The sequence below is a fragment of the Tepidimonas sediminis genome (genome assembly GCF_007556605.1).
GTDB classification, from domain to species: Bacteria; Pseudomonadota; Gammaproteobacteria; order Burkholderiales; family Burkholderiaceae_C; genus Tepidimonas; species Tepidimonas sediminis.
Genome location: NZ_VJND01000005.1, coordinates 93,702 through 118,347, shown reverse-complemented (window position 1 = coordinate 118,347; position 24,646 = coordinate 93,702). Strand labels below are relative to the sequence as shown.

Genomic DNA, 24,646 nt, shown 5'->3' with positions numbered 1-24,646 from the left:
ACCTCGCTCACTCCTCCAGCAGGCTGCGCAGCATCCACGCCGTCTGCTCGTGCACCGACAGGCGCTGCGTCAGCAGGTCGGCGGTCGGCTCGTCGTGCGCCTCGTCCACCAGCGGGAACAGGCCGCGCGCGGTGCGCGCCACCGCCTCGTGGCCCAGCGCCAGGATGCGCACCATCTCCATCGCCTTCGGCGGCTCGGCCGGCGCATCCGGCAGCGAGCTCAGGCGCGCGTACTGCCCGTAGGAGGCCGGCGCCACGTGCCCGAGCGCGCGGATGCGCTCGGCGATCGGGTCGATGGCGTTCCACAGCTCGGTGTACTGCTGCATGAACATGTCGTGCAGGCTGTTGAACATCGGGCCGGTGACGTTCCAGTGGAAGTTGTGCGTCGTCAGGTACAGCGTGAAGGTGTCGGCCAGCAGCCGCTCCAGCCCCTGCGCGATGGCGGCGCGCTGGGCCGGCGCGATGCCGATGTCCACCGGGGTGGCGGCGCGGCTGGTGGTCTTGGTGGCGTTCTTCTTGGCCATGGTCGTCAAGCTCCTCGATAGAGTTGGGGTATGGAACCGGTGTCACGCCCATCTTAGCGGCGCCGCGCCGATAATGGGCGCATGACGATCGACCCGGTACGCCGGCGCTGGCTGCGCCACGGGGCTGTCGCCACGCTGGCGGCGCTGGCCCCGTGGGCGGGCGCGGCCACCCGCCCCGTGCAGGGCGACGACGCGCGCGCCGTGGTGGCCGACGAGCAGGCGCGGCTGGCCTGGGTACGCGCGCGCCTGGCGGCGCTGCCGGGCGCGGCCGACTGGCTGCTGCTGGGCGAGCAGCACGACGCCGACGCCCACCAGTGGCTGCAGGCCGCCGCGGTGCAAGTGCTGGCGCGGCAGGGGCGGCTGGCCGCGCTGGTGCTGGAGATGGCCGAGCGCGGCACGGACACCGCGGCGCTGGCCCCCGACGCCGACGAGGCCGCGGCGCGTGCGGCGCTGGCCTGGCACGAGGCCGGCTGGCCGTGGCGGCGCTACGGCCCGGTGGTGATGGCGGCGGTGCGCGCCGGCGTGCCGGTGGCCGGCGGCAACCTGCCGCGGCGCCGGCACGCCGAGGTGATGCGCGACGCCGCCTGGGACGACACGCTGACCGACGCCGAGCAGCGCGCCGCGCTGCACCGCGCGCTGGACGAGGGCCACTGCGGCCTGCTGCCGGCGGCGCAGCTGCCGGCGATGGCGCGCATCCAGCTGGCGCGCGACGACGCGATGGCCGCCACGCTGCTGGAGCGGCGCAGCCCGGGCCGCACGGTGCTGCTGGTGACCGGCGCGCAGCACGCGCGGCGCGACCGCGGCGTGCCGCACCACCTGGCTCGTCTTGGCGGGGCCGCCGCCGCGCGCGCCTGCGTCAGCGTGGAGCTGCGCGCCACCGACGCCGCGCAGGCCGAACCCGACCCGGCGTTCGATGCGCTGTGGCTGACGCCGGCCATCCCGCCGATCGATCACTGCGCCGGGCTGCGCGGCCGCGGCTGACGCCCGCACCGCCCGGTCAGGCCCACGCCGCCAGCGGCTCGGGCGACGCCGGTCCGGCAGCCTGCAGCGCCTGCGCGACGACGCGCAGCACCTCGGCGCCGTAGGCGGCGCGCTTCTTCTCGCCCAGGCCCGGGATGCCGGCCAGGTCGTCGTCGCACTGTGGCAGGCGCTGCGCCAGCGCCACGAGGGTCGCGTCGTGGAAGATCACGTAGGCCGGCAGGTCGTGCGCGCGCGCCACCTCGGCGCGCCAGCGCTTCAGCGCCGCCAGCACCTCGCGCTGGCGCAGCGGCAGCCGCTCGACGCTGGCCAGCGCGCGCGCCGGCCGCGCCGCCCGCTCGGCGCGGCGGCCTTCGGCGACCACGCGCAGGTGCAGCGGCTGCTCGCCGCGCAGGATCGGCCGCGCCGCCGGCGTCAGGTGCAACGTGTGGAACTCCCCGGCCACCTGCACCGCGCCGCGCGCCACGAGTTGCCGCAGCACGCGCCGCCAGGTCGCCTCGTCCAGCTCGCGCCCGATGGCCCAGGTGGACAGCCGCTCGTGCCCGTGCGCGCGCACCTTGTCGGTGGCCTGGCCGCGCAGCACGTCGATCACATGCCCGGCGCCGAAGGCCGCGCCGCTTTGCTGCAGGCGGTAGATGCACGACAGCAGCTTGCGGGCCGCCTCGGTGGCGTCCCACGTCTGCGGGGGCTGCAGGCAGTTGTCGCAGTTGCCGCACGGGGGACTTGCCTCGCCGAAGTAGGCCAGCAGCTGCTGGCGGCGGCAGCCGGTGGATTCGGCCAGCGCCAGCAGCGCCTCCAGCTTGGCGCGCAGCACGCGCTTGAACGCCTCGTCGGCGCCGCTGTCGTCGATCAGGCGGCGCTGCTGCACCACGTCCTGCAGCCCGTAGGCCATCCAGGCGTTGGCCGGCTCGCCGTCGCGGCCGGCGCGGCCGGTCTCCTGGTAGTAGCCCTCGATGTTCTTCGGCAGGTCCAGGTGCGCCACGAAACGCACATCCGGCTTGTCGATGCCCATGCCGAAGGCGATGGTGGCCACCATCACGAGGCCCTCCTCGCGCAGGAAGCGGTCCTGGTGGCGCTGGCGCGTGGCGGCGTCCAGCCCGGCGTGATAGGGGAGCGCGCGCAGCCCAGCGGCCTGCAGCCGCGCGGCCACCTCCTCCACCTTGCGGCGCGAGGCGCAGTAGACGATGCCGGCCTCGTGCCGCCCGTCCGGCAGCGTGTGCTCGTCGGCCACGAAGCGCAGCAGCTGGCGCAGCGCGTGGTCCTTCTCGACGATGGTGTAGCGGATGTTGGGGCGGTCGAAGCTCGCCACGAACGTGCGCGCGCCCTGCAGCCGCAGGTGGGTGACGATGTCCTCGCGCGTCAGCGCGTCGGCGGTGGCGGTCAGCGCGATGCGCGGCACGCCCGGGCAGCGCTCGGCCAGCACCGCGAGCTCCCGGTACTCCGGGCGAAAGTCGTGCCCCCACTGGCTGACGCAGTGCGCCTCGTCGATGGCCAGCAGCGCCAGCCGCCCGGCGGCATGCAGCGCCTGCAGCCGGGCCAGAAAGCGCGGCGTGACGATGCGCTCCGGCGCCGCGTACAGCAGCGTCAGTTCCCCGCGCATCAGCCGCTGCTCCACCGCCGCGGCCTCCTCGGGCGCGAGGGTGGAGTTGAGAAAGGCCGCCTCGACGCCGGCCTCGCGCAGCGCGCCGACCTGGTCGTGCATCAGCGCGATCAGCGGCGAGACCACCAGCGTCACCCCCAGCCCCGCGCGCTGGCGCACGATGGCCGGGATCTGGTAGCACAGCGACTTGCCGCCGCCGGTGGGCATCAGCACCAGCGCGTCGCCGCCGGCGGCCACGTGCGCGACGATGTCGGCCTGCTGGCCGCGGAAGTCCGCGTAGCCGAACACCTCGGCCAGCACGCGGCGGCCTTCGGCGAGCGCCTGCGCGGGCGTCAGCGTCACATCTGTTCCCAGGGCAGCCCCTCGAAGCGCCAGCCGTTGCGGCTGGAGCGGTGAAAGTGCTCGTCCAGCTCGCCCTCGAAGCCGTGCACCACGTGGGCCACGTCGGTGAAGCCCGCGGCCTCCAGCGCCGCGCCGGCCTCCAGCGTGCGCTTGCCGCTGCGGCAGATCAGCAGCACCGGGCGGTCCAGCCGGCCGGCCTCCTGCAGCACCTTGCGCGCGAAGGCTTGCGGGTCCGGCGTCAGGTCCGGGTACTCGTACCACGGGATGTTGACCACGCCCGGCGGACGGCCGACGTAGAGCGACTCGATCTCCATGCGCACGTCGACGAACAGCGGCTGGTCCTCCGGCGGCCGGCCGCGCTGCGCCTGCAGCCAGGCCCACGCTTCCTTGGGTTGCAGATGCCGCATCGCGCACCCCACCCTCAGCCCTGCGCCGCCAGCTTGCGCGCCGCCTCCAGCGCGAAGTAGGTCAGCACCCCGTCGGCGCCGGCGCGCTTGAAGGCCAGCAGGCTCTCCATCATCACCGCGTCGTGGTCCAGCCAGCCCTGGGCGGCGGCGGCCTTCAGCATCGCGTACTCGCCGCTGACCTGGTAGGCGAAGGTGGGCACCTTGAACTCGTCCTTGACGCGGCGCACCACGTCCAGGTACGGCATGCCGGGCTTGACCATCACCATGTCGGCGCCTTCGGCCAGGTCCAGCGCCACCTCGCGCAGCGCCTCGTCGGAATTGGCCGGGTCCATCTGGTAGACCTTCTTGTCGGCCTTGCCGAGGTTGGCCGCGCTGCCGACCGCGTCCCGGAACGGCCCGTAGAAGCTGCTGGCGTACTTGGCGCTGTAGGCCATGATGCGCGTGTGCACATGGCCGCGCGCCTCCAGCGCCTGGCGGATGGCGCCGATGCGGCCGTCCATCATGTCGCTGGGCGCGACGATGTCCACCCCAGCGGCGGCCTGCACCAGCGCCTGCTTGACCAGCACCTCCACCGTCGCGTCGTTGACGATGTAGCCGGTCTCGTCCAGCAGCCCGTCCTGCCCGTGGCTGGTGTAGGGGTCCAGCGCCACGTCGGTCATGACGCCCAGATCGGGCACGCGGGCCTTGAGCTCGGCCACCACGCGCGGGATCAGTCCATCGGGGTTCCACGCCTCGCGCCCGTCGGGGGTCTTGAGCGCCGGGTCGATGACCGGAAACAGCGCCAGCACCGGAATGCCGAGGTCGGCGCACTCGCGCGCCACCGGCAGCAGCTGGTCCAGACTGAGGCGCTCCACCCCGGGCATCGAGGCCACCGGCTCGCGCCGGCCATGGCCGTCGAGCACGAACACCGGGTAGATCAGGTCGTGCACCGTCAGATGGTGCTCGCGCACGAGGTTGCGCGTGAAGACGTCGCGGCGCAGGCGGCGGGGCCGCGACAGCGGGTACGGGGCCGGGTGGCCGGCGGAAGGACTGGGCACGTTCATGGCCCCGTATTGTGACGCCACTGCGCGCCGCGCCCCCGCCTCAGGCTCGCGGCACGGCCTGCACGACGTCGACCACGCAGCGGTCGCGTCCGGCGCCCTTGGCGCGGTAGAGGCAACGGTCGGCGCACACCAGCAGGCCACGCAGCGCCGCGGCCGCCTCCTCGGCGCTGGCCGCGGCCCCGGGCGTGGGCGCCGGCTGCCACACGCACACGCCGATGCTGGCCGTCAGCGCCAGCCCGGCCAGCGGCTGCCGCGCCACCGCCTGGCGCAGCCGCTCGGCATGCGCCTGGGCCGCGGCGGCGCCCAGCCGGGGCAACAGCAGCGCGAATTCCTCGCCGCCGTAACGCACCAGCACGTCCTCGGGGCGAACGTGCTCGCGCAGCCGCTGCGCCAGCTCCTGCAGCACCTGGTCGCCGCGGTCGTGGCCGTGCTGGTCGTTGACATCCTTGAAGTGGTCCAGGTCCAGCATCATCGCCGTCAGCGGCTCGCCGCCGCGCCAGGCGCGGCGCACGTGGCGCGGACCCAGCTCGTCGAGCAGGTAGCGGTTGTGCAGGCCGGTCAGGGCATCGGTGACGGCCTGGCGCGCCAGCAGCGCGTGCTGATGGCGCACCTGCTGCAGCAGCCGCCAGTAGCGCACGAGGTTGCTGACGCGCGCACGCAGCTCCTCGGCGTCGATCGGCTTGGTGACGTAGTCGTTGGCGCCGCGGCGCAGCATCTCGACACGGCGCACGCGCTCGTCGAAGCCGGTGTAGGCCAGCACCGGCAGCTCGGCGAGGTCGTCGCGCCGGCTGCGGATGGCCGACAGCAGACCCAGCCCGGTCAGCGGCCCCGGCAGCACGACGTCGACGATGACGAGATCGAACGGCTGCTGCTCCAGCCGCTCCAGCGCCTGCTGCGCCTGCAGCACGTGCTCGACCTCCATGCCCAGCGGCGCCAGCACCTCGGCGGTGGCCGCGGCCATGGCGGGCGAATCCTCCACCAGCAGGATGCGCGCGCGCTGCAGGTCGGCCTGGCGGCGCAGCAGCGCGCGCAGGTGCGGCGCCAATTGATCTGGCGCGGCGCGCACCAGCACCTCGGTGAAACCGCCTTCCAGCGCGCCCAGGCGCAACGGCTCGGCGTCGTCGCCGGTGATCAGCACGACAGGGAGCACCGCGCAGCAGGGGACCTGGCGCAGGCGGCGCAGCAGCTCCAGCGCCCCCATGTCGGGCAGATGGCGCGAGACCAGCACGAGGTCGACGTGCAGGCCGCCGGCCAGCGCCTGCAGCGCCTCCTCGCCGTGGCCGAAGACGTGCACCTCCGCCCCCTCGGCCTGCAGCAGCCCCTGCACCACCGCGCGCGCCGCGACGTTGGCGTCGATCAGCGCGACGCGCACGGGCGCGGGCGACGAGGCGGGAGCGGTGATTTCGACCATCGGGCGCTGGACGAGGCTTTGACGTTCATGCTAGCACGCGCCCGGCTGCCCCCCCTGGGCGGCGCAGCGCGCGCAGAGGCAGGCGCGGCCGCGCGCCGCCGGCGGCACGCGCGCCAGCAGCCCGGGCGCAAACGTCACCCGCGTGCACCAGCACGGCGGCTGCGGCTGGCCGCTGCGGCGCTGCGCCTCCATGGCGCAGGCGTTGTCACCGCCGCACAGCGGGCAGCGGCTCGGGTCAGGGGCGCGCTCGGCGGTCGTCATGCGTCCACCCTGGGCGAGCGGAGCCGGCCGGCGGGCGGCACGACCGCCGCGCCGGCCCGATCGGCGCTGTCAGCGCGCCGCCGCGGCGGCCTTGACCTTCTGCCGCCAGGCGTGCAGCAGCGGCTCGGTGTAGCCGCTGGGCTGCTCCTTGCCCTTGAACACCAGGTCCAACGCCGCCTGGAACGCCATGCTGGCCTCGAAGTTCGGCGCCATCGGGCGGTAGTTGGGGTCGCCGGCGTTTTGCTGGTCCACCTTGCGCGCCATGCGCTCGAAGGTGGCGCGCACCTGCGCCTCGGTCACCACGCCGTGGTGCAGCCAGTTGGCCACGTGCTGACTGCTGATGCGCAGCGTGGCGCGGTCTTCCATCAGGCCGACGTCGTGGATGTCGGGCACCTTGGAGCAGCCGATCCCTTGATCGACCCAGCGCACCACGTAGCCGAGGATGCCCTGGATGTTGTTGTCCAGCTCGGCCTGCTTGTCGGCCTCGCTCCAGTTCGGGTTGGCCGCCACCGGCACCGTCAGCAGGCCCGCGAGCAGCGTGTCGCGCTCGGCGTCGGCGTCGATTCTCTCCAGCTCCTGCTGGACCGCGGCCACGTCCACCTGGTGGTAGTGCAGCGCGTGCAGCGTCGCGGCGGTGGGGCTGGGCACCCAGGCGGTGTTGGCGCCCGCCTTCGGGTGCGCGATCTTCTGCTCCAGCATGGCCTTCATCATGTCCGGCATCGCCCACATGCCCTTGCCGATCTGGGCGCGGCCGCGCAGCCCGCACTTCAGGCCCACCAGCACGTTGTTGCGCTCGTAGGCCTGGATCCAGGCGCTGCTCTTCATGTCGTTCTTGCGGATCATCGGCCCGGCCAGCATGGCGGTGTGGATCTCATCCCCCGTGCGGTCCAGGAAGCCGGTGTTGATGAACGCCACGCGGCTGGCCGCCGCGGCGATGCAGGCCTTGAGGTTGACGCTGGTGCGGCGCTCCTCGTCCATGATGCCGAGCTTGACCGTGCTGTCCGGCAGCCCCAGCATGCTTTCCACGCGGGCGAACAGCTCGTTGGCGAAGGCCACCTCCTTCGGCCCGTGCATCTTGGGCTTGACGATGTAGATCGAGCCGGCGCGGCTGTTGCGGATCGGCTCGCCGCTGGGCAGGCGGCCTCGGCCCTGCAGGTCGTGCAGCGCGATCGTCGTCGTGATGACCGCATCCATGATGCCTTCGGGGATCTCGCGCACCGTGCCGTCGGCGTCGGTGTAGAGGATGGCCGGGTTGGTCATCAGGTGGCCGACGTTGCGGATGAACAGCAGCGAGCGGCCTGGCAGCACCACCTCGCCGCGGCCGTCCGGCGCAGTGTAGCGGCGGTCACCGTGCAGGCCGCGCGTCAGCGTCCGGCCGCCCTTGTCGAAGCTTTCGGTCAGCCAGCCCTGCATCATGCCGAGCCAGTTGCGGTAGCCCAGCACCTTGTCGTCGGCGTCCACCGCGGCGACCGAATCCTCCAGGTCCAGGATGGTGGACAGCGCCGCCTCCAGCACCACGTCGCAGACGCCGGCGGCGTCGGTGGCGCCGATCGGGTGCGTGCGGTCGATGCGGATGTCCAGATGCAGCCCGTGGTGGCGCAGCAGCACCGACGACGGCGCCGCCGCCTCGCCTTGGTAGCCGACGAACTGCGCCGGCTCCTTCAGGCCCGTCACCGCGCCGCCGCGCAGCGTCACGCGCAGCGCGCCGTCCACCACCGCGTAGGCCGTGGCGTCGGCGTGCGAGCCCTGCACGAGCGGCGCCGTCTCGTCCAGCACGCGGCGCGCCCAGGCGATCACCTTCTCGCCACGCTTCTCGTTGTAGCCGGGGCCCTTGGCGCAGCCGTCGTCCTCGGGGATGACGTCGGTGCCGTAGAGCGCGTCGTACAGGCTGCCCCAGCGCGCATTGGCCGCGTTGAGCGCGTAGCGGGCGTTGAGGATCGGCACCACCAGCTGCGGGCCGGCCTGCGTGGCCAGCTCGGCGTCGACGTTGGCGGTGGTCACGCGCACGTCGCCCGGCGGCGGCACCAGGTAGCCGATCGTCTCCAGGAACTGGCGGTAGGCGACCGGATTCTTGATCGGGCCGGGGTTGGCGGCGTGCCATTTGTCGAGCTCGGCCTGCAGGCGGTCGCGCTCCGCCAGCAGCGCGCGGTTCTTCGGCGCCAGGTCGGCGACGATGGCGTCGAAGCCGCTCCAGAAGCGCTCGCTCGTGATGCCGGTGCCGGGCAGCACCTGGTCTTCGATGAAACGGAACAGGTTTTCGGCCACCTGCAGGCGGCCGCGGGTGACGCGGGTCGTGGACATGGGGACTATCTCCGGAAAACGGACCCGTGGGAGGCGCCGGCGGTGCAACGCACCGGCTCGCCAAGGCCCCACGGCTTGACCCGTGACTCTAACAACCACGAGCCCCCGGATCGAGAGGGTGGCGACGGCCTCAGCCATGACCGGAAGTTGCATAATCGGCCTCGATGGACAAGCTCAAGGCGCTGGAGACCTTCGTCGCCGTGGCGCAGCGCGGCAGCCTGGCCGCCGCTGCCCGCGCCGAGGGCGTGGTGCCGGCCATCATCGGGCGGCGGCTCGACGCGCTGGAAGAGCACCTCGGCGTCAAGCTGCTGGTGCGCACCACGCGGCGCCTGACGCTGACCCCCGAGGGCAGCGCCTTCCTGGAGGATTGCCAGCGCCTGCTGGCCGAGCTGGCGCAGGCCGAGGCCAACGTCAGCGCCGGCGGCAGCGCGGTGCGCGGCCACCTGCGCGTCACCGCGCCGGCCGGCTTCGGGCGGCGGCGCATCGCGCCGCTGGTGCCGCGCTTCCGCCAACTCCATCCGGACGTGACGGTGTCGCTCAACCTGAGCGACCGGCTGGTCGACCTGGTGGCCGAAGGCTACGACTGTGCCGTGCGCGTCGGCGACCTGCCGGACTCGTCGCTGGTGAGCGTGCGGCTGGCCGACAACCGCCGCCGCGTCGTGGCCGCGCCGGACTATTTGCGCCGCCGCGGCACGCCGCGCACGCCGCACGAGCTGCTGCAGCACGACTGCCTGATCCTGTCGTCGGAGGCGTCGCAGACGCGCGGCTGGGCGTTCACCGTGCCGGGCGAGGATGGCCGCCGCCGCGTGATGCACGTGCGCCCGCGCGGCCCGCTGGACTGCACCGACGGCCAGGTGCTCTACGAATGGTGCCTCGCGGGCCTCGGCCTGGCCTGGCGCAGCACCTGGGAGGTGCAGGCCGACCTCGACGCCGGGCGCCTCGTCAGCGTGCTGGACGACTACGCCGCCCCGCCCAACGGCGTCTACGCGGTCTTCCCGAGCGCCCGCCACCTGCCGCGGCGCGTGCGGGCGTGGGTGGAGTTTCTGAAGGAGGCGTTTCGGGCCGACGCGACGGCTTGACCCCATCCTCACGGCATTTCCATCAAAAGCACCCCGGCAGCTCAGCCATGAGCAGCCCTTCGTCCCGCCCCGCCGCGGCCACCACCCGCCCATCCGCCCCCACCAGGCGGCTCAGCCCGCCGTAGCGCATGTCGCCTTCCGCGCCGCAGGCGTTGGCGTAGGCGATGGCCACGCGCGACTCGGCGGCCAGGCGCGGCAGCGTCAGGCACGGCGCGTCGTCGTACGGCAGCATGTTGGCGGTGGGAGCGAGGATCAACTGCGCCCCTTGCCGCGCCAGCGCCCGCACCGCCGCCGGCTGCTCGACGTCGAAGCAGATCAGCAGGCCGATGCGCCAGCCGCCCCACTCGAACGGCGCGGCCGGGGCCTCGCCCGCCGTGAAGCGCGCCCGATCCGCCGCGCCGAACAGGTGCACCTTGCGGTGCACGGCGAACCGCTGGCCGTCGGGGCCGATGGCCTGCACGGCGTTCCAGGGCCTGGCGCCGTCGGGGTGGCGCTCGGGCCAGCCGTAGGCGATGCCGAGGCCTTGGCGCTGCGCGATGGCGGCCACCGCCCGCGCCAGCGGCCCGTCGGCGGGTTCGGCCAGCGCGGCCAGTTGCTCAGGGGCGATCAGGTAGCCGGTCAGCGCCATCTCGGGCGTCACCAGCCACTGCGCGCCCTGCGCCGCCGCGCGCGCGGCCGCCGCCTCCAGCCGGCGCAGCGCCGCGGCCACGTCGCCGGCGGCCGGGTGCGGGGTTTGCCAGAGGGCGATGCGCATCGGGTGATCCTCAATCCGGCAGCGCCACCGGGCCGATGTGCGGATACCAGTCGCCGGGGCCGGGGTTGTCCGGGTGGCTCGCACCGCCCAGGTGGCGCACGATGCCCCAGACGGCATTCAGCGCCGTCTGCACCGCGCCTTCCACCCACGCGGGGGTGAAGGAGATGTCGTCGCCGGCGAGGAAGATGCCGCGCTCGCGCTCGGGCAGCGCATCCTGCATGAAGTGGCCGACCATGCGGTGGTTGTAGCGGTAGTGGCCCGGCAGCGCGCCCTTGAAGGCGCCGAGGAAGTAGGGATCCGCCTCCCACGAGATGGTGATCGGGTCGCCGATGATGTGGCTGGCGATGTCCACGTCGGGGTAGATCTTGCGCAGCGCTTCCAGCGCCAGCTGCACGCGCTTGGCGCTGTCGTAGGGCAGCATTTTCAGCGCGTCGCTCATCCAAGCGTAGGACAGGCAGATCACCCCGGGCTGGTCCGGCCCGTTGTCGAACAGGTAGGTGCCGCGCGTGAGGCGATCGGTCAGCGTCATGCCCATCACCGGCCAGCCGCTCTCGCGCAGGTCGTTCCAGAACGGGCGATCGACCATGACGAAGGTCTTGGACGACTGCATGTAGCGCGTGCGGTCCAGCGCCATCCACAGCTTTTGCGAAAACAGCGACTCCTCGCACGCGATCTGCGTCGTCAGCAGCCAGCTCTGGCAGGTGACCAGCACCGCGTCGTAGCGGCGCGTGTGGCCCCAGGCGTCAGTGACCTCCAGCTGACCGTTGCCAGCGCGCTGGATGGCCTTGACCGCGGGCCTGGGGGCGCCGTGGTGCAGCTTGGCCAGCGTCGTGCCCTGCGGCCAGTGGACCAGACGCTGGGGCGCGTGGTGCCACAGGCCCAGCGGCACCTGCTGCACGCCGCCGACGATCAGGTGCTGGTTCTCGTCGCAGCCGGTCAGCACCACGCGCAGGATTTCCAGCATCGAGTTCGGAAAATCCGAATCCCACCCGCCGGTGCCAAAGCCCACCTGGCCGAACACCTCGCGGTGGTGGAAGCTCAGGCGCTGGAAGGCGCTCGATTGCGCGACGAAGTCGTAGAACGTGCGGTCGTCCCAGCGCGGCACCAGCGCGTTCCACAGCGTCTTGACGCGCTCGACGTCGCGCTGGCGCATGGCCGTCTGCAGCTCGGTGAAGCCCGCGCCCTCCTCCAGCGCGTCGCTCCAGGCCTGCGCCACCTCGCGGAACAGCGGCGGCAGATCCTCCAGCGTGCGCGCCCAGTGGGTCTGCCCCTCCAGATCGATGACGGTGCAGTTGGCCGCCGGCGTCAGCGGGTTGGGGAACGGGCGGCTGCGCAGGCCCAGCATGCGGACGTAGTGGTAAAAGCCCGTGGACGACAGCGGAAAGCGCATGCCGCCCAGCTCCGCGATCGCGCCGCTGCCGCCCTCGAACGGCTGCGAGCGCAGCCGCCCGCCCATGCGCGAGGCCTCATAGACCACGGGCTTCAGGCCCAGCTTCATCAGCTCGTAGGCCGCCGTCAGCCCGGCCATGCCGGCGCCGACGATGGCCACCTCGGTGCCGAGGCGGCTGGCGGGCAGCGTGCCGAGCCCCGCCGGATGCGCCAGCCACTCGTCGTAGGCGAACGGAAAGTCGGGCCCGAACATGGTGATCGGCGCATCGGCGGCGCGGCGCGCGGGGGGCTTCAACGTCACGGCCATCGGTGAGGTCTCCTCTTCAGGGTAATGTGGGGAAGGACGGCAACGCGGTGAGGGCGGGCAGCCGCTCAGCGCAGCAGGCTGGCGACCAGCGCCGCCGCGGTGCCCCACATCAGCAGGGCCACCAGGCCGTCCAGCGCGCGCCAGACGCGCAGCGAGTTGAGCCGCCGCCCGAGCCAGAACGCCGCGCCGCCCAGCAGCACAAACCACAGCACCGAGCCGGCCGCCGCGCCCAGCCCGAACACCGGCTGCTGCGGCCCCCAGGCCAGCGACGCGGTGCCGATCAGCACCGCCGTGTCCAGCCACGCGTGCGGGTTGAGCCACGAGAACGCCAGCGCCTGCAGCACGGCCTGGCGGCGCGTCACCGGAGCCGGGGCGCCCGCCTGCACCGGTGTCGCGCCCCCGTCCGCCACCGGCGCGGCGGCCGGCGGCCGCCAGAAGCGCCGCGCCGCCTGCCAGCCGTACACCAGCAGGAACAGCACGCCGGCGCCGATCAGCGCGCCGTGCAGCTTGTCCGACAGCCCGCCGAGCCGGGCCAGCCCCGCCACGCCCAGCGTGATCAGCACGATGTCCGCAAGCGCGCAGGTCAGCACCGTCAGCCACAGGTGCTGGCGCTGCAGGCCGGTGCGGATGACATGCGCGTTCTGCGGGCCGATGGCCATGATGAGCGACAGGCTCATCACCAGACCGGCGGTGAAGCCCGGGGCGGCCAGCCCCGGCAGGGTGGCGGTGAAGGTGGTCATCGTGCGTGCTCCCGAGGGTCGTCGTCGAGGTTCGTGGCGGCGGGCCGGCGCCGCGCGGCCTGCCTGGCTTGCGCGCAGTGTCGCCGCAGCCGCTCGCGGTTTAAATGGTTTTGACGATAAATCGAGTGCATCAAGTTTGGCTAAACTGTCAGCCATGCTGGACGCCCGTCAGCTCGAGGCCCTGGCCGCCGTGGTCGAGCACGGCAGCTTCACCGCCGCCGCGCAGGCGCTGGCGCTGACGGTGGCCGCGGTGTCGCTGCGCGTCAAGGCGCTGGAGGCGCAGCTCGGCCAGCGGCTGGTGGTGCGCGGCAAGACGGTGCGCGCCACGCCGGCCGGACAGGCACTGCTGGCGCACGTCAAGCAGGTGCAGCTGATGGAGGCCGACCTGCTGGAGCGGCTGGCCGGCGGGGCCGGGCAGCGCTGGCAGAGCGTGCCGGTGGCGATCAACGCCGACTCGGCGGCGGCGTGGTTTCTGCCCGGCGTGGCGCCGCTGCTGGCGCGCCAGCGGCTGCTGCTGGACCTGACCATCGACGACCAGGACCACACGCACGAACTGCTGAAGAGCGGCAGCGTGATCGGCTGCGTGACCACGCGCGCCGACGCCATGCGCGGCTGCGTGGCCGAGCCGCTGGGCGTGATGCGCTACCGCTGCGTGGCCACGCCGGCGCTGGCGGCGCGCGCGCGCACGCCGCAGGGGCGCGTGACGCCGCACCGGCTGCTGGCGCTGCCGGCGGTGATCTTCAACCGCAAGGACGCGCTGCAGGACGTCTGGCTGGCGCAGCACTTCGGGCTGCGCGGGGCGCGCTACCCGCGCCACTTCATGCCGGCGGTGGACGCCTTCGAGCGCGCCATCGAGCTGGGGCTGGGCTGGGGCATGGTGCCGGAGATGCACCTGCAGGCGCGCGCCGGCCGGCCGGAGCTGGCCGAGGTGCTGCCCGGCGCGGTGGTGGACGTGGCGCTGTACTGGCAGCACTGGGAGCGCGAGCCGCCCACCGCGCAGCGGCTGACGCGCGCGATCCGCGACGCGGCGCGCGCGGCGCTGCGGCCGATGCCGGGGTAGCGGCGGCACCGGCGCCCGCCGCGTGCGCCGGCCGTGCGCCAAGCCCTGGGCGCCCCCCCGCGAAGCGACCACCGCCGACGCGGGTTTGCCGCCGGCCGCACAATCCACGGCGAGTCTTCCCCGCCGTACCCGCGCCCGGCGACCCACCCGACCCACCGTGCCCATGACCGATCCCGCGTTCGCCCGCAACGTCCTCGGTGGCCCGCTGCGGGCCTGCTCGTACGATCCGCTGACCGGCCATTTCCGCGACGGCTGCTGCCACACCGGCCCGCACGACGTCGGCCGCCACGTCGTCTGCGCCAAGGTGACGGCGGAGTTCCTGGCGTTTTCGCTGCAGCGCGGCAACGACCTGGTCACGCCGCGGCCCGAGTGGCGCTTCGCCGGCCTGAAGCCCGGCGAGCGCTGGTGCCTGTGCGCGCTGCGCTGGAAGGAGGCGCTGGAGGCGGGCGTGGCCCCGCCGGTGATCCTGGAGGCCACGCACGAGGCGGCGCTGCAGGTGGTGAGCCTGGCGGACCTGCAGGCGCACGCCTGGCACCCGGCCGGCACCTGACGGTGGCCCCATCGGGGCGGCCGGCGGCGCGGTAGCATCGCGCCGATGGACACCCGCCCCACCCCGCCCGAGGCGCCGCCGGCCGGCGACGGCGCCATCCGCCGCCCGGGCCTGCTCGGCTCCTGGCCGGAGATGACCTACGCCGGCGTGCTCAGCTTCATGCGCCGCACCTACACGAGGGCGCTGGAGGGCGCCGACGTCGTCGTCAGCGGCATCCCGCTCGATCTTGCCACCACCTACCGGCCCGGCGCGCGGCTCGGGCCGGCGGCGATCCGCGCCGCCAGCGTGCAGCTCGCGGAGCTCAAGCCCTTCCCGTGGGGGTTCGATCCATTCGAGACGCTGGCGGTGATCGACGCCGGCGACTGCTGGCTGGACGTGCACCGGCCGCACACCATCCCCGGCGCGATCCGCGACCACGCGCGGCGCATCCTGGCCAGCGGCGCGCGCATGCTGACCTTCGGCGGCGACCATTACGTCACCTACCCGCTGCTGCAGGCGCACGCCGAGCGCTTCGGCGCGCCGCTGGCGCTCATCCACTTCGACGCCCACTGCGACACCTGGCCGGACGACGCGCCGGACTCGCTCAACCACGGCACGATGTTCCACAAGGCGGTGCGCGAAGGGTTGATCGACCCGGCGCACTCGGTGCAGGTCGGCATCCGCACCTGGAACGACGACTTCATGGGCTTCAACGTCCTGGACGCGCCGACGGTGCACGCGCGCGGCGCCGACTGGGCGCTGCGGCAGATCCTGGCCATCGTCGGACCGCGGCCGGCCTACGTGACGTTCGACATCGACTGCCTGGACCCGGCCTTCGCGCCCGGCACCGGCACCCCGGTGGCCGGAGGGCTCACCAGCGCGCAGGCGCTGCAGATCGTGCGGGGACTGGTGCCGCTGAACCTCGTCGGCATGGACGTGGTGGAGGTCAGCCCCCCATACGACCACGCCGACATCACGGCGCTGGCCGCCGCGCACGTGGCCTGCGACCTGCTGTGCGTGCTGGCGGCGCAGCGCGGGGCGGGCCGACGCTGAAGACGCCGCGGCGGCGGTTCCCGCGCAGGGCGGCGGCCTACAATCCCGCCCCATGCTGCAAGTCCATCGTGAACTGCGGGCGGCGCTGGCCGCCGCGCTGGAGGCCCTGCACCCCGGCGCGGGCGAGCGCGCCGCCTTCGAAAAACCGAAGGTCGCCGCGCACGGCGACCTGGCCATCACCGCCGCGCTGCAGCTGGCCAAGCCGCTGGCCACCAACCCTCGCGCGCTGGCGCAGACGCTCGCGGAGCGGCTGCAGGCCACCGAGGCGTTCGCGCGCTGGGTGGCGGCGCTGGAGATCGCCGGCCCGGGCTTCATCAACCTGCGGCTCAAACCCGCCGCCAAGCAGCAGACCGTGCGCGAGATCCTGAGCGAGGGCGAGCGCTGGGGCCGCAAGCCCCCCACCGGCCAGCGCGTCATCGTCGAGTTCGTCTCCGCCAACCCCACCGGGCCGCTGCATGTCGGCCACGGGCGGCAGGCGGCGCTGGGCGATGCCATCTGCAACCTGCTGGAGACGCAGGGCTGGCAGGTGCACCGCGAGTTCTACTACAACGACGCCGGCGCGCAGATCGAGAACCTGACGCGCTCGGTGCAGGCGCGCGCGCGCGGCCTCAAGCCCGGCGACCCCGGCTGGCCGGCCGACGCCTACAACGGGGACTACATCCAGGACATCGCCGACGACTTCCTGGCGCGCAAGACGGTGCAGGCCGCCGACCGCAGCGTCACCGCCAGCGGCGACGTCGAGGACTGGAACGGCATCCGCGACTTCGCCGTGGCCTACCTGCGCCGCGAGCAGGACCTGGACTTGAAGGCGTTCGAGGTGCGCTTCGACCAGTACTATCTGGAGTCCAGCCTGTACGGCAGCGGACGCGTCACCGAGACGGTGCGCCGCCTGATCGAGGCCGGCCACACCTACGAGGCCGACGGCGCGCTGTGGCTGCGCACCACGCGGTGGGGCGACGACAAGGACCGCGTGATGCGCAAGTCCGACGGCAGCTTCACCTACTTCGTGCCGGACGTGGCCTACCACGTGACGAAGTGGGAGCGCGGCTTCACGAAGGCGATCAACATCCAGGGCACCGACCACCACGGCACGATCGCGCGCGTGCGCGCCGGGCTGCAGGCGCTGGGCATCGGCATCCCGCCCGGCTACCCGGACTACGTGCTGCACACCATGGTGCGCGTGGTGCGCGGCGGGCAGGAGGTCAAGATCAGCAAGCGCGCCGGCAGCTACGTCACGCTGCGCGACCTGATCGAGTGGACCAGCAAGGACGCGGTGCGCTTCTTCCTGCTGAGCCGCAAGCCCGACACCGAGTACACCTTCGACGTCGACCTGGCGATCCAGCAGAACAACGACAACCCGGTGTATTACGTGCAGTACGCGCACGCGCGCATCCGCTCGGTGCTGGCGCAGTGGGGCGGCGAGGAGGCGGCGCTGGCGCAGGCCGACCTCGCCCCGCTGGACGGTGAGGCGGCGCTGGCGCTGATGCTGGAGCTGGCGCGCTGGCCGCAGGTGATGGAGGCCGCCGCCGCCGACTTCGCGCCGCACGACGTGGCGTTCTACCTGCGTGAACTGGCCGCGGCGTACCATCGCTACTACGACGCCGAGCGCATCCTCGTCGACGACGAGCGGGTGCGCCTGGCGCGTCTGGCGCTGGTGGCGGCCACCGCGCGCGTGCTGCGCAGCGGCCTGGCGCTGCTGGGCGTCAGCGCCCCCGACAAGATGTGAACGATGGCCGCCCAAGGATTCGACGCGATGCGAGCCGCCGCCTCCCGCCCCGCCCCCGCCGCCGGCCGCGCGCGCGGCGGCACGCTGCTCGGCTTCTTCATCGGCCTGCTGGTCGGCGTCGGGGCGGCGCTGGCGGTGGCGGTCTACGTCACCAAGGTGCCGATCCCGCTGGTGGACCGCGGCGTGCAGCGCAAGCCGATCCAGCCCGACACCGAGGCCGAACGGCTCAAGGGCTGGAACCCCAACGCCGGCCTGAGCAACGCCAAGGTGCCGGCGCCGGCGGCCGGCACCGACGCCGCGGCCGCCCCCGCCGCCAGTGACGCCGCCGCCGCGGGTGGCGACGCCAGGACCGCGACCGACCAACCCAAGGCCGAGGCCGGGCGCGACCCGATCGCCGAGCTGATCCAGCAGCGCAGCGGCGCCGCGGCGGCCGACACACCCGCCGCCGACCCGTTCGTCTACTACGTGCAGGTCGGCGCGTTCCGCAGTGCCGAGGAGGCCGAAGCCCAGCGCGCACGGCTGGCGCTGCAGGGCTTCGACGCCAAGGTCAGCGAGCGCGAGCAGGGCGGCCAGCGCATCTGGCGCGTGCGGCTGGGCCCGTTCAACGGCAAGGTCGACGCCGAGCTGATGCAGGAGCGCCTGCGCGCCAGGCAGTTCGACACCGCCCTGGTGCGCGTGCAGCGCTAGGGGCACGACGGCCCCTGCCGGAACCGCCGCGGCCTGCACGGCCTCCAACTCGGCGCCGACGCAACCCTACGGAACGATCATGCAGCGACGCGACTTCCATCGCCTCACCCTGGCCGGCGCCACGCTGGCCGCCCTGTCCCCGCGGCTGCCGGCGCAGCCCGCGCTGCGCGAGGGCACCGACTACCGCCGTCTGGCCAGGCCCGCGCCGGTGGACACCGGCCCCGGCCAGATCGAGGTGCTGGAATTCTTCTCGTACAGCTGCATCCACTGCTACCGCTTCGAGCCGCTGATGACCGCCTGGATGCGGCGCCAGCCCAAGGAGATCGTCGTGCGCCGCGTGCCGGTGGGCTTCAGCGCGGCGTTCGAACCGCTGCAGCGGCTGTACTACACGCTGGAGGCGCTGGGGCGGCTCGGCGACCTGCACGAGCGCGCCTTCAAGGCCGTGCACGAGGAACGCGAGCGCTTCAACGGCCTGGAGGCTGCCGCCGCCTGGGCCGCCAGACAGGGCGTGGACCGCAACGCCTTCACCCAGACCTGGCAGTCGTTCGGCGTCAGCGGCAAGGTCAAGCGCGCGATCCAGCTGCAGGACGCCTACGAGGTCGACGCGACGCCGTCGCTGGGCATCGCCGGGCGCTTCCTCATACCCGGACAGGCCGAGCGCACGCTGGTGGTGGCCGACGCGCTGATCGCGCGCGTGCGCCAGGCCTGACGCCGCCTCCCGCGCCCGCGCCAAGGGCGCCGGCGTGGCACAATCGGTCGGCGACCGACCGATTGGAGCAAGAACCGTGCCCGCCCTGCCCCCGCCCCGCCTCTGGCCCGTGCTGCTCGCGCTGGGCGCGGCGCTGGCCGCCCGCGCCGAACTGGCCGACCGGCAGGCGCCGATGCACGTCGAGGCCGACGCGCTGCGCTACGACGAGGCGCGGCGCACCAGCCTGTTCAGCGGCAACGTGCAGATCAGCAAGGGCACGATCCGCATCCGCGCCCAGCAGGTCGAGGTGCGCCAGGACGAACAGGGCCACCAGTTCGGCACCGCGCTGGGCGCGCCGGGCCAGCGCGCCTTCTACCGCCAGAAGCGCGAGGGCCTGGACGAGTGGATCGAGGGCGAGGCCCAGCGCATCGAGTACGACGGCCAGGCCGACCGCGTCACGCTGCGCGGCGACGCCGAGCTGCGCCGGCTGCGCGGCACGGTGCTGGCCGACCGCAGCACCGGCGCCGTCATCGTCTACGACAACCGCGCGCAGACCTTCACCGTGGACGGTGCGCCCGCCGCGGGCACCGGCGGCGGCGGACGGGTGCGTGCGACGCTGACGCCGCGCGCCGCCGACCCAGGCGCGCAGCAGCCGGCACCGGACGTGCCGCCGCCGGCGCTGCAACCCAGCCTGCGTCCGGAGCGCCGACCGTGAGCACGCCGCCGCCCGCCTGCCCCGCCGATGCGCCGGGCTGCCTGCGCGCGCAGGGGCTGCACAAGCGCTACCGCACGCGCACCGTGGTGCACGACGTCTCGCTGCAGGTGCGCGGCGGCGAGGTGGTCGGGCTGCTCGGGCCCAACGGGGCCGGCAAGACCACCTCGTTCTACATGATCGTCGGGCTGGTGCGCGCCGACGCCGGCGAGCTGTGGATCGACGGGCAGCCGATCGGCCACCTGCCGGTGCACCGGCGCGCGCGCATGGGGCTGGGCTACCTGCCGCAGGAGGCGTCGATCTTTCGCAAGCTGACGGTGGAACAGAACGTGCGCGCGGTGCTGGAGCTGCAGCGCGACGCGCGGGGCCGCCCGCTGCCGGAGGGCGAGCTGCGCGCGCGGCTCGACGAGCTGCTGGCCGAGCTGCACGTCGACCACCTGCGCGACGCGCCGGCACCGGCGCTGTCGGGCGGCGAGCGCCGCCGCGTCGAGATCGCGCGCGCGCTGGCGGCGCGCCCGCGCTTCATCCTGCTGGACGAGCCGTTCGCCGGCGTCGATCCGATCGCCGTGATCGACATCCAGCGCATCATCGGCTTCCTGAAGAGCCGCGGCATCGGCGTGCTGATCACCGACCACAACGTGCGCGAGACGCTGGGCATCTGCGACCACGCCTACATCATCAGCGAGGGGCGGGTGCTGGCGCACGGCACGCCGGCCGAGATCGTCGACGACGCCGAGGTGCGCCGCGTCTACCTCGGCGAGCACTTCCGCCTGTAGGCCATGGGGCTGAAGACCGGTCTCGGCCTGCGCCTGACCCAGCAGCTGACGCTGACGCCGCAGCTGCAGCAGTCGCTGCGCCTGCTGCAGCTGTCGGCGCTGGAGCTGGCGCAGGAGGTCGAGCAGATGCTCGCCGACAACCCCTTCCTCGAGCGCGCCGAGGACACCGGCGCCGAGGAGCCGACCGACGTCGATGCGCCCGACGCCGCGCAGCCCTCCGAGCCCGGCGGCGACGAGACCACCGCCCGCTCGCCGGTGGCCGAGGAGGCACCGCCCGACACCGTCAGCGTGATGGAGGCCGCCGCGCCGCTGGCGCAGGAGGAGTGGGGCGCCCAGCTGGACGAGGACGCCGGCGGTTGGCGTGACGACGACCCCGACGCCGCGCTCGGCCCGGACTGGCAGTGGGAAGGCCCCGGGCTGGATCGGGACGGCCGCTGGCAGGACGACGACGAGCCGGCCAGCGCCGCCGACCTGGCCAGCCGGCCGGAACGGCTGCAGGACCACCTGCACGCGCAGGCGCTGGCGCTGCACCTGACCGCGGAGGAACGCGCCGCGCTGCACTTCCTGATCGAGTCGCTGGACGACGACGGCTACCTGGCTGAGCCGCTGGAGGCGCTGGCGCAGGCGCTGCTGGCGCGCGACGCCGAAGACGCCGACCCCGAGCGCGCCGAGGAGCTGCTGGCCTTGCTGCGCCGCGCCTTGGGCTGGCTGCAGGCGATGGAGCCCGCCGGCGTGGGCGCGCGCGACCTGGCCGAGTGCCTGCGCCTGCAGGTGCTGGAGCAGCGCGACTCGCCCGCGGCGCGCGCCGCGCTGGCACTGTGCGCCCAGCCGCTGGAGTGGATCGCGCGGCGCGATCTGCGCCGCTTGAGCGCGGCCACCGGGCTGCCGGAGGACCAGCTGCGCGCCGGGCTGGCGCTGCTGACGCGGCTGGAGCCCAAGCCCGGCCGGCGCTTCGCCCAGGCCGAGCGGCTCGTCGTCGTGCCCGACGTCCTGGTCACCGTGCGCGGCACCCGCTTCGACGTCCAGCTCAACCCGGCGACGCAGCCGCGGCTGCGCATCTGCGACGCCTACGCGCGCGCGCTGCGCCAGCACCGCGGCGGCGACCTGCAGCAACGGCTGCAGGAGGCGCGCTGGTTCATCCGCAACCTGCAGCAGCGCGGCGAGACGCTGCTGCGCGTGGCGCGCGCCATCGTCCAGCACCAGCGCAGCTTCTTCCTGCACGGCGAGGTCGGCATGCGCCCGCTGGTGCTGCGCGACATCGCCGAGGAGCTGGGCCTGCACGAATCGACGATCAGCCGCGTCACCACCGCCAAGTACATGGCCACGCCGCTGGGCACCTACGAGCTGAAGTACTTCTTCGGCTCGGCACTGGGCACCGACGGCGGGGGCAACGCCTCCAGCACCGCGGTGCGCGCGCTGATCCGCCAGATGATCGCCGAGGAGGATCCGCGCCAGCCGCTCAGCGATGCGCAGATCGCCGAGCGGCTCAGGGAGCAGGGCATCGAATGCGCGCGGCGCACCGTGGCCAAGTACCGCGAGGCGCTGCGCATCCCCACCGCCACCCTGCGCCGCGCGCGCTGACACGATCCTGCCCACCGAATGGATGACTTCGACCTTTACCTTCCGGCGCCGGGCGGCGCCGCCGGGCTGCTGGCCGACGAGATCGCGGCGCTGCTGGCCTGCCCGCGCGAGCGGCTGGCGGTGCAGCGCAGCGGCGTCGCCTTGCGCGCCGGCTGGGACGCGGTGCTGCGCCTGAACCTGCACAGCCGCATCGCGCAGCGCGTGCTGCTGCAGCTCTGGGAAGGGCCCTATCGGCACGAAGACGATGTCCATGCGGCCGCGGCCGCGGTGGCGTGGGAGGACTGGTTCGGCCCGCAGCAGACGATCAAGGTCGAGGTCACCGCGCAGGGCAGCCCGCTGCGCAGCGTGCAGTTCGCGGCGCTGCGCGTCAAGGACGCCGTGTGCGACCGGCTGCGCGCGCGCTGCGGCGCGCGGCCCAGCGTCGACACCGCGCGCCCCGACGTGCGGCTGCACCTGCACCTGCAGGCGCGGCAGCTGGCGCTGCTGCTGGACACCAGCGGCGAGCCGCTGTTCAAGCGCGGCTGGCGCGAGGACAAGGGCGACGCGCCGCTGAAGGAGACGCTGGCCGCGGCGGTGCTGGCCGCCACCGGCTGGGACGCCGAGGCCGAGGATCCGCTGCCGCTGGTGGACCCGTTCTGCGGCAGCGGCACGCTCGTCATCGAGGCGGCGCAGCGCCTGCTGCGGATGGCGCCGGGGCGCGCGCGGCGCTTCGCGTTCGAGGCGCTGCGCCCGCACGATGCGGCGCACTGGGCGGCGCTGCGCGAGCAGGCGCGCGCCGCCGAGCGGCCGTGGCCGGCAGGCCGCGGGGCGCGCGTGTTCGGCAGCGACGTGGCCTTCCGCATGGTCGACTTCGCGCGCCGCAACGCCGCGCGCGCCGGCGTGCTGGCGGTGCTGGAGCTGCGCGGCGGCGATGCGCTGCAGCGCCGCCCGCCGGTACCCGGCCCCGGCGTCCTGGTGCTCAACCCTCCGTACGGCGAGCGCATCGGCGCGGCCGGGGTGGCCGGCGCACTGGGCGCCGACGAGTTCTGGCAACGGCTGGCCGCACACTGGAAGACCTGCTGGGGGGGCTGGACCGCGTGGATCCTGTCGCCCGACGCGCAGCTGCCGCGCCGCCTGCGCCTGAAGGCCACGCGGCGCGTGCCGCTGTTCAACGGGCCGATCGAGTGCCGCCTGCTGCGCTTCGCGCTCGAGGGCAGAAATGACACAGCTGACAATGGACACGACCGTGAACGCGGCTGAAGGGTCGCTTTTTTGCAACTGCACGCGTTCACGTCCAGCAGCCGGCGTCAGCTTGTGGTAAAGTTCTCGTCGGGTCCTACGCGACCCCCCGCTTTTCCTCCCTGAGCGGGTGCCTTTGTGTGTGACAGCAAAAGGCTTGACCCCCCGGCAACTGGCCGGGGGTCTTTTTTTGCGCCGGCCATCGGGCGGGCCGGCCGCGCTCAGACGCGCTCCAGCACCAGCGCGATGCCCTGCCCGACGCCGATACACATCGTGCACAGCGCGTAGCGCCCGCCCGTGCGGTGCAGCTGATTGACGGCGGTCGTCACCAGCCGCGCGCCGCTGGCGCCCAGCGGATGGCCCAGCGCAATCGCGCCGCCGTTGGGGTTGACGCGCGCGTCGTCGTCCGGCAGGCCCAGCAGCCGCAGCACCGCCAGCGCCTGGGCGGCGAACGCCTCGTTCAATTCGATCACGTCCATCTGCTCGAGCTTGAGGCCCGTGCGCGCCAGCACCTTGCGCGTGGCCGGCGCCGGGCCGATGCCCATGATGCGCGGCGGCACGCCCGCCACCGCCATGCCGACCACGCGCGCGCGCGGCGTCAGGCCGTGGCGCGCCGCGGCGGCTTCGCTGGCCACGATCAGCGCGCAGGCACCGTCGTTGACGCCGCTGGCGTTGCCCGCGGTGACGGTGCCGTCGGGCCGCACCACGCCCTTCAGCTTGGCCAACGCCTCCAGCGTCGTCTCGCGCGGGTGCTCGTCGTGCGCCACCACGGTCGGCTCGCCCTTGCGCGAAGGGATGGTCACCGGCACGATCTCCTGCGCCAGCACGCCGGCCTGCTGCGCCGCCAGCGCCTTGCGCTGCGACGCCAGCGCGAAGCGGTCCTGATCCTCGCGCGCGATGCCGAACTCGGCGGCGACGTTCTCGGCCGTCTCCGGCATCGAGTCGGTGCCGTGCAGCGCCTGCATGCGCGGGTTGACGAAGCGCCAGCCGATCGTCGTGTCGTAGACCGCGTTGGTGCGGGCGAAGGCGGTTTCGGCCTTGGGCATCACGAACGGCGCGCGGCTCATGCTCTCCACGCCGCCGGCGATCATCAGCTCGGCCTCGCCGGCGCGGATGGCGCGCGCGGCGCTGCCCACGGCATCCAGCCCGGAACCGCACAGCCGGTTGACGGTGGCGCCCGGCACCTCCACCGGCAGGCCCGCCAGCAGCGCGGCCATGCGCGCGACGTTGCGGTTGTCCTCGCCGGCCTGGTTGGCGCAGCCCAGGATCACGTCGTCCAGCGCGCCCCAGTCGACGCGCGGGTTGCGCGCCATCAGCGCCTCGATGGGCTTGGCGGCCAGGTCGTCGGTGCGCACGCCGGACAAGGCGCCGCCGTAGCGGCCGATGGGGGTGCGGATCGCATCGCAGATGAAGGCGTGGGTCATGGCAGGCAGTCGGAAGGGGATCGAAGAGGGAAACCGGCGGGAGGCGCCTCACGACGC

At 73.7% G+C, this 24,646-nt stretch carries 23 protein-coding genes; 12 read left to right on the top strand and 11 right to left on the bottom strand.

All coding sequences use genetic code 11. The features are described 5' to 3' along the window. Positions 1-7: 7 nt before the first annotated feature. Entirely contained in the window at positions 8-523 is a 516-nt protein-coding gene (locus tag Tsedi_RS05795) for a Dps family protein (RefSeq protein ID WP_143894562.1), read from the bottom strand. 81 nt (positions 524-604) lie between these two features. Between Tsedi_RS05795 and Tsedi_RS05790 the strand changes: the two genes are divergently transcribed. Further along, on the top strand, positions 605-1,504 hold the full coding sequence (locus tag Tsedi_RS05790; protein ID WP_143894560.1) for a ChaN family lipoprotein: 900 nt from the start codon (positions 605-607) through the stop codon (positions 1,502-1,504). Positions 1,505-1,520: 16 nt separating this feature from the next. Here Tsedi_RS05790 and recQ read toward each other — a convergent pair whose 3' ends face one another. The 6 genes from recQ to Tsedi_RS05760 form a co-directional block, all read right to left on the bottom strand. After that, on the bottom strand, positions 1,521-3,443 hold the full coding sequence (recQ, locus tag Tsedi_RS05785) for a DNA helicase RecQ (RefSeq protein WP_246099190.1): 1,923 nt from the start codon (positions 3,441-3,443) through the stop codon (positions 1,521-1,523). Continuing rightward, the gene (locus Tsedi_RS05780; protein ID WP_143894558.1) at positions 3,440-3,850 is read right to left on the bottom strand and encodes a rhodanese-like domain-containing protein; all 411 of its coding nucleotides are present in this window, start codon (positions 3,848-3,850) and stop codon (positions 3,440-3,442) included. Before Tsedi_RS05780 ends, recQ begins: the two co-directional genes overlap by 4 nt. A 14-nt stretch (positions 3,851-3,864) precedes the next feature. Then, positions 3,865-4,893, bottom strand: a complete 1,029-nt coding sequence (hemB, locus tag Tsedi_RS05775; protein ID WP_143894556.1) for a porphobilinogen synthase — start codon at positions 4,891-4,893, stop codon at positions 3,865-3,867. 40 nt (positions 4,894-4,933) lie between these two features. Then, positions 4,934-6,304: a diguanylate cyclase gene (locus Tsedi_RS05770; RefSeq protein WP_143894554.1), complete on the bottom strand. Its 1,371-nt coding sequence runs from the start codon at positions 6,302-6,304 to the stop codon at positions 4,934-4,936. A gap of 30 nt (positions 6,305-6,334) precedes the next feature. After that, complete coding sequence (locus tag Tsedi_RS05765; protein ID WP_143894552.1) at positions 6,335-6,565, bottom strand: cysteine-rich CWC family protein; 231 nt, start codon at positions 6,563-6,565, stop codon at positions 6,335-6,337. Between the two features lie 69 nt (positions 6,566-6,634). Next, entirely contained in the window at positions 6,635-8,866 is a 2,232-nt protein-coding gene (locus tag Tsedi_RS05760) for a malate synthase G (protein ID WP_143894550.1), read from the bottom strand. A gap of 164 nt (positions 8,867-9,030) precedes the next feature. Between Tsedi_RS05760 and Tsedi_RS05755 the strand changes: the two genes are divergently transcribed. Next, on the top strand, positions 9,031-9,945 hold the full coding sequence (locus tag Tsedi_RS05755; RefSeq protein WP_143894549.1) for a LysR family transcriptional regulator: 915 nt from the start codon (positions 9,031-9,033) through the stop codon (positions 9,943-9,945). 22 nt (positions 9,946-9,967) lie between these two features. On the opposite strand, the gene Tsedi_RS05750 is transcribed toward Tsedi_RS05755, so the two are convergent. The 3 genes from Tsedi_RS05750 to Tsedi_RS05740 all read right to left on the bottom strand — a co-directional run bounded on the left by Tsedi_RS05750 (position 9,968) and on the right by Tsedi_RS05740 (position 13,135). Then, entirely contained in the window at positions 9,968-10,699 is a 732-nt protein-coding gene (locus Tsedi_RS05750; RefSeq protein ID WP_185970593.1) for a nitrilase-related carbon-nitrogen hydrolase, read from the bottom strand. 10 nt (positions 10,700-10,709) lie between these two features. After that, positions 10,710-12,395: a flavin monoamine oxidase family protein gene (locus Tsedi_RS05745; protein ID WP_143894545.1), complete on the bottom strand. Its 1,686-nt coding sequence runs from the start codon at positions 12,393-12,395 to the stop codon at positions 10,710-10,712. Positions 12,396-12,460: 65 nt separating this feature from the next. Further along, positions 12,461-13,135, bottom strand: coding sequence for a LysE/ArgO family amino acid transporter (locus tag Tsedi_RS05740; RefSeq protein WP_143894543.1), 675 nt, complete (start codon positions 13,133-13,135; stop codon positions 12,461-12,463). A 154-nt stretch (positions 13,136-13,289) separates the two neighbouring features. On the opposite strand from Tsedi_RS05740, the gene argP reads away from it, so the two are divergent. From argP to Tsedi_RS05690, 10 genes are all read left to right on the top strand, one after another. Further along, positions 13,290-14,195 carry an HTH-type transcriptional regulator ArgP gene (gene argP / locus Tsedi_RS05735; RefSeq protein ID WP_143894541.1) on the top strand — a complete coding sequence of 302 codons (906 nt, stop codon included), beginning with the start codon at positions 13,290-13,292 and terminating at the stop codon, positions 14,193-14,195. A gap of 163 nt (positions 14,196-14,358) precedes the next feature. Continuing rightward, positions 14,359-14,745 (top strand): DUF2237 family protein, encoded by a 387-nt coding sequence (locus Tsedi_RS05730; RefSeq protein WP_143894539.1) that lies wholly within the window; start codon positions 14,359-14,361, stop codon positions 14,743-14,745. Positions 14,746-14,790: 45 nt separating this feature from the next. Continuing rightward, positions 14,791-15,777, top strand: a complete 987-nt coding sequence (speB, locus tag Tsedi_RS05725; RefSeq protein ID WP_143894537.1) for an agmatinase — start codon at positions 14,791-14,793, stop codon at positions 15,775-15,777. A 52-nt stretch (positions 15,778-15,829) separates the two neighbouring features. Next, a complete protein-coding gene (gene argS / locus Tsedi_RS05720; RefSeq protein ID WP_143894535.1) occupies positions 15,830-17,503 on the top strand; it encodes an arginine--tRNA ligase in 1,674 nt (557 codons plus the stop codon). 3 nt (positions 17,504-17,506) lie between these two features. Continuing rightward, on the top strand, positions 17,507-18,190 hold the full coding sequence (locus Tsedi_RS05715; RefSeq protein ID WP_246099189.1) for an SPOR domain-containing protein: 684 nt from the start codon (positions 17,507-17,509) through the stop codon (positions 18,188-18,190). Between the two features lie 79 nt (positions 18,191-18,269). Next, positions 18,270-18,899 carry a thiol:disulfide interchange protein DsbA/DsbL gene (locus Tsedi_RS05710; RefSeq protein WP_143894533.1) on the top strand — a complete coding sequence of 210 codons (630 nt, stop codon included), beginning with the start codon at positions 18,270-18,272 and terminating at the stop codon, positions 18,897-18,899. Positions 18,900-18,975: 76 nt separating this feature from the next. After that, on the top strand, positions 18,976-19,593 hold the full coding sequence (lptA, locus tag Tsedi_RS05705; RefSeq protein ID WP_246099188.1) for a lipopolysaccharide transport periplasmic protein LptA: 618 nt from the start codon (positions 18,976-18,978) through the stop codon (positions 19,591-19,593). Continuing rightward, the gene (gene lptB / locus Tsedi_RS05700; RefSeq protein WP_143894531.1) at positions 19,590-20,366 is read left to right on the top strand and encodes an LPS export ABC transporter ATP-binding protein; all 777 of its coding nucleotides are present in this window, start codon (positions 19,590-19,592) and stop codon (positions 20,364-20,366) included. Before lptA ends, lptB begins: the two co-directional genes overlap by 4 nt. A 9-nt stretch (positions 20,367-20,375) precedes the next feature. Continuing rightward, entirely contained in the window at positions 20,376-21,947 is a 1,572-nt protein-coding gene (rpoN, locus tag Tsedi_RS05695; RefSeq protein ID WP_143894617.1) for an RNA polymerase factor sigma-54, read from the top strand. A gap of 18 nt (positions 21,948-21,965) precedes the next feature. Continuing rightward, complete coding sequence (locus tag Tsedi_RS05690) at positions 21,966-23,186, top strand: THUMP domain-containing class I SAM-dependent RNA methyltransferase (RefSeq protein ID WP_143894529.1); 1,221 nt, start codon at positions 21,966-21,968, stop codon at positions 23,184-23,186. A gap of 200 nt (positions 23,187-23,386) precedes the next feature. Here the strand turns inward: Tsedi_RS05690 and pcaF are convergent, their stop codons facing one another. After that, complete coding sequence (pcaF, locus tag Tsedi_RS05685; RefSeq protein WP_143894527.1) at positions 23,387-24,589, bottom strand: 3-oxoadipyl-CoA thiolase; 1,203 nt, start codon at positions 24,587-24,589, stop codon at positions 23,387-23,389. Positions 24,590-24,646 lie beyond the last annotated feature (57 nt).

Excerpts from the sequence above, each read along its gene's own strand:
- Tsedi_RS05790 (WP_143894560.1), top strand. The coding sequence starts at position 605 with ATGACGATCGACCCGGTACGCCGGCGCTGGCTGCGCCACGGGGCTGTC.
- Tsedi_RS05715 (WP_246099189.1), top strand. The coding sequence starts at position 17,507 with ATGGCCGCCCAAGGATTCGACGCGATGCGAGCCGCCGCCTCCCGCCCC.
- argP (WP_143894541.1), top strand. The coding sequence starts at position 13,290 with ATGCTGGACGCCCGTCAGCTCGAGGCCCTGGCCGCCGTGGTCGAGCAC.
- Tsedi_RS05795 (WP_143894562.1), bottom strand. The coding sequence starts at position 523 with ATGGCCAAGAAGAACGCCACCAAGACCACCAGCCGCGCCGCCACCCCG.
- pcaF (WP_143894527.1), bottom strand. The coding sequence starts at position 24,589 with ATGACCCACGCCTTCATCTGCGATGCGATCCGCACCCCCATCGGCCGC.
- Tsedi_RS05690 (WP_143894529.1), top strand. The coding sequence starts at position 21,966 with ATGGATGACTTCGACCTTTACCTTCCGGCGCCGGGCGGCGCCGCCGGG.
- Tsedi_RS05755 (WP_143894549.1), top strand. The coding sequence starts at position 9,031 with ATGGACAAGCTCAAGGCGCTGGAGACCTTCGTCGCCGTGGCGCAGCGC.
- Tsedi_RS05710 (WP_143894533.1), top strand. The coding sequence starts at position 18,270 with ATGCAGCGACGCGACTTCCATCGCCTCACCCTGGCCGGCGCCACGCTG.
- Tsedi_RS05770 (WP_143894554.1), bottom strand. The coding sequence starts at position 6,304 with ATGGTCGAAATCACCGCTCCCGCCTCGTCGCCCGCGCCCGTGCGCGTC.
- Tsedi_RS05760 (WP_143894550.1), bottom strand. The coding sequence starts at position 8,866 with ATGTCCACGACCCGCGTCACCCGCGGCCGCCTGCAGGTGGCCGAAAAC.
- argS (WP_143894535.1), top strand. The coding sequence starts at position 15,830 with ATGCTGCAAGTCCATCGTGAACTGCGGGCGGCGCTGGCCGCCGCGCTG.
- Tsedi_RS05750 (WP_185970593.1), bottom strand. The coding sequence starts at position 10,699 with ATGCGCATCGCCCTCTGGCAAACCCCGCACCCGGCCGCCGGCGACGTG.
- hemB (WP_143894556.1), bottom strand. The coding sequence starts at position 4,893 with ATGAACGTGCCCAGTCCTTCCGCCGGCCACCCGGCCCCGTACCCGCTG.
- speB (WP_143894537.1), top strand. The coding sequence starts at position 14,791 with ATGGACACCCGCCCCACCCCGCCCGAGGCGCCGCCGGCCGGCGACGGC.
- Tsedi_RS05730 (WP_143894539.1), top strand. The coding sequence starts at position 14,359 with ATGACCGATCCCGCGTTCGCCCGCAACGTCCTCGGTGGCCCGCTGCGG.
- Tsedi_RS05745 (WP_143894545.1), bottom strand. The coding sequence starts at position 12,395 with ATGGCCGTGACGTTGAAGCCCCCCGCGCGCCGCGCCGCCGATGCGCCG.
- Tsedi_RS05780 (WP_143894558.1), bottom strand. The coding sequence starts at position 3,850 with ATGCGGCATCTGCAACCCAAGGAAGCGTGGGCCTGGCTGCAGGCGCAG.
- Tsedi_RS05740 (WP_143894543.1), bottom strand. The coding sequence starts at position 13,135 with ATGACCACCTTCACCGCCACCCTGCCGGGGCTGGCCGCCCCGGGCTTC.
- Tsedi_RS05765 (WP_143894552.1), bottom strand. The coding sequence starts at position 6,565 with ATGACGACCGCCGAGCGCGCCCCTGACCCGAGCCGCTGCCCGCTGTGC.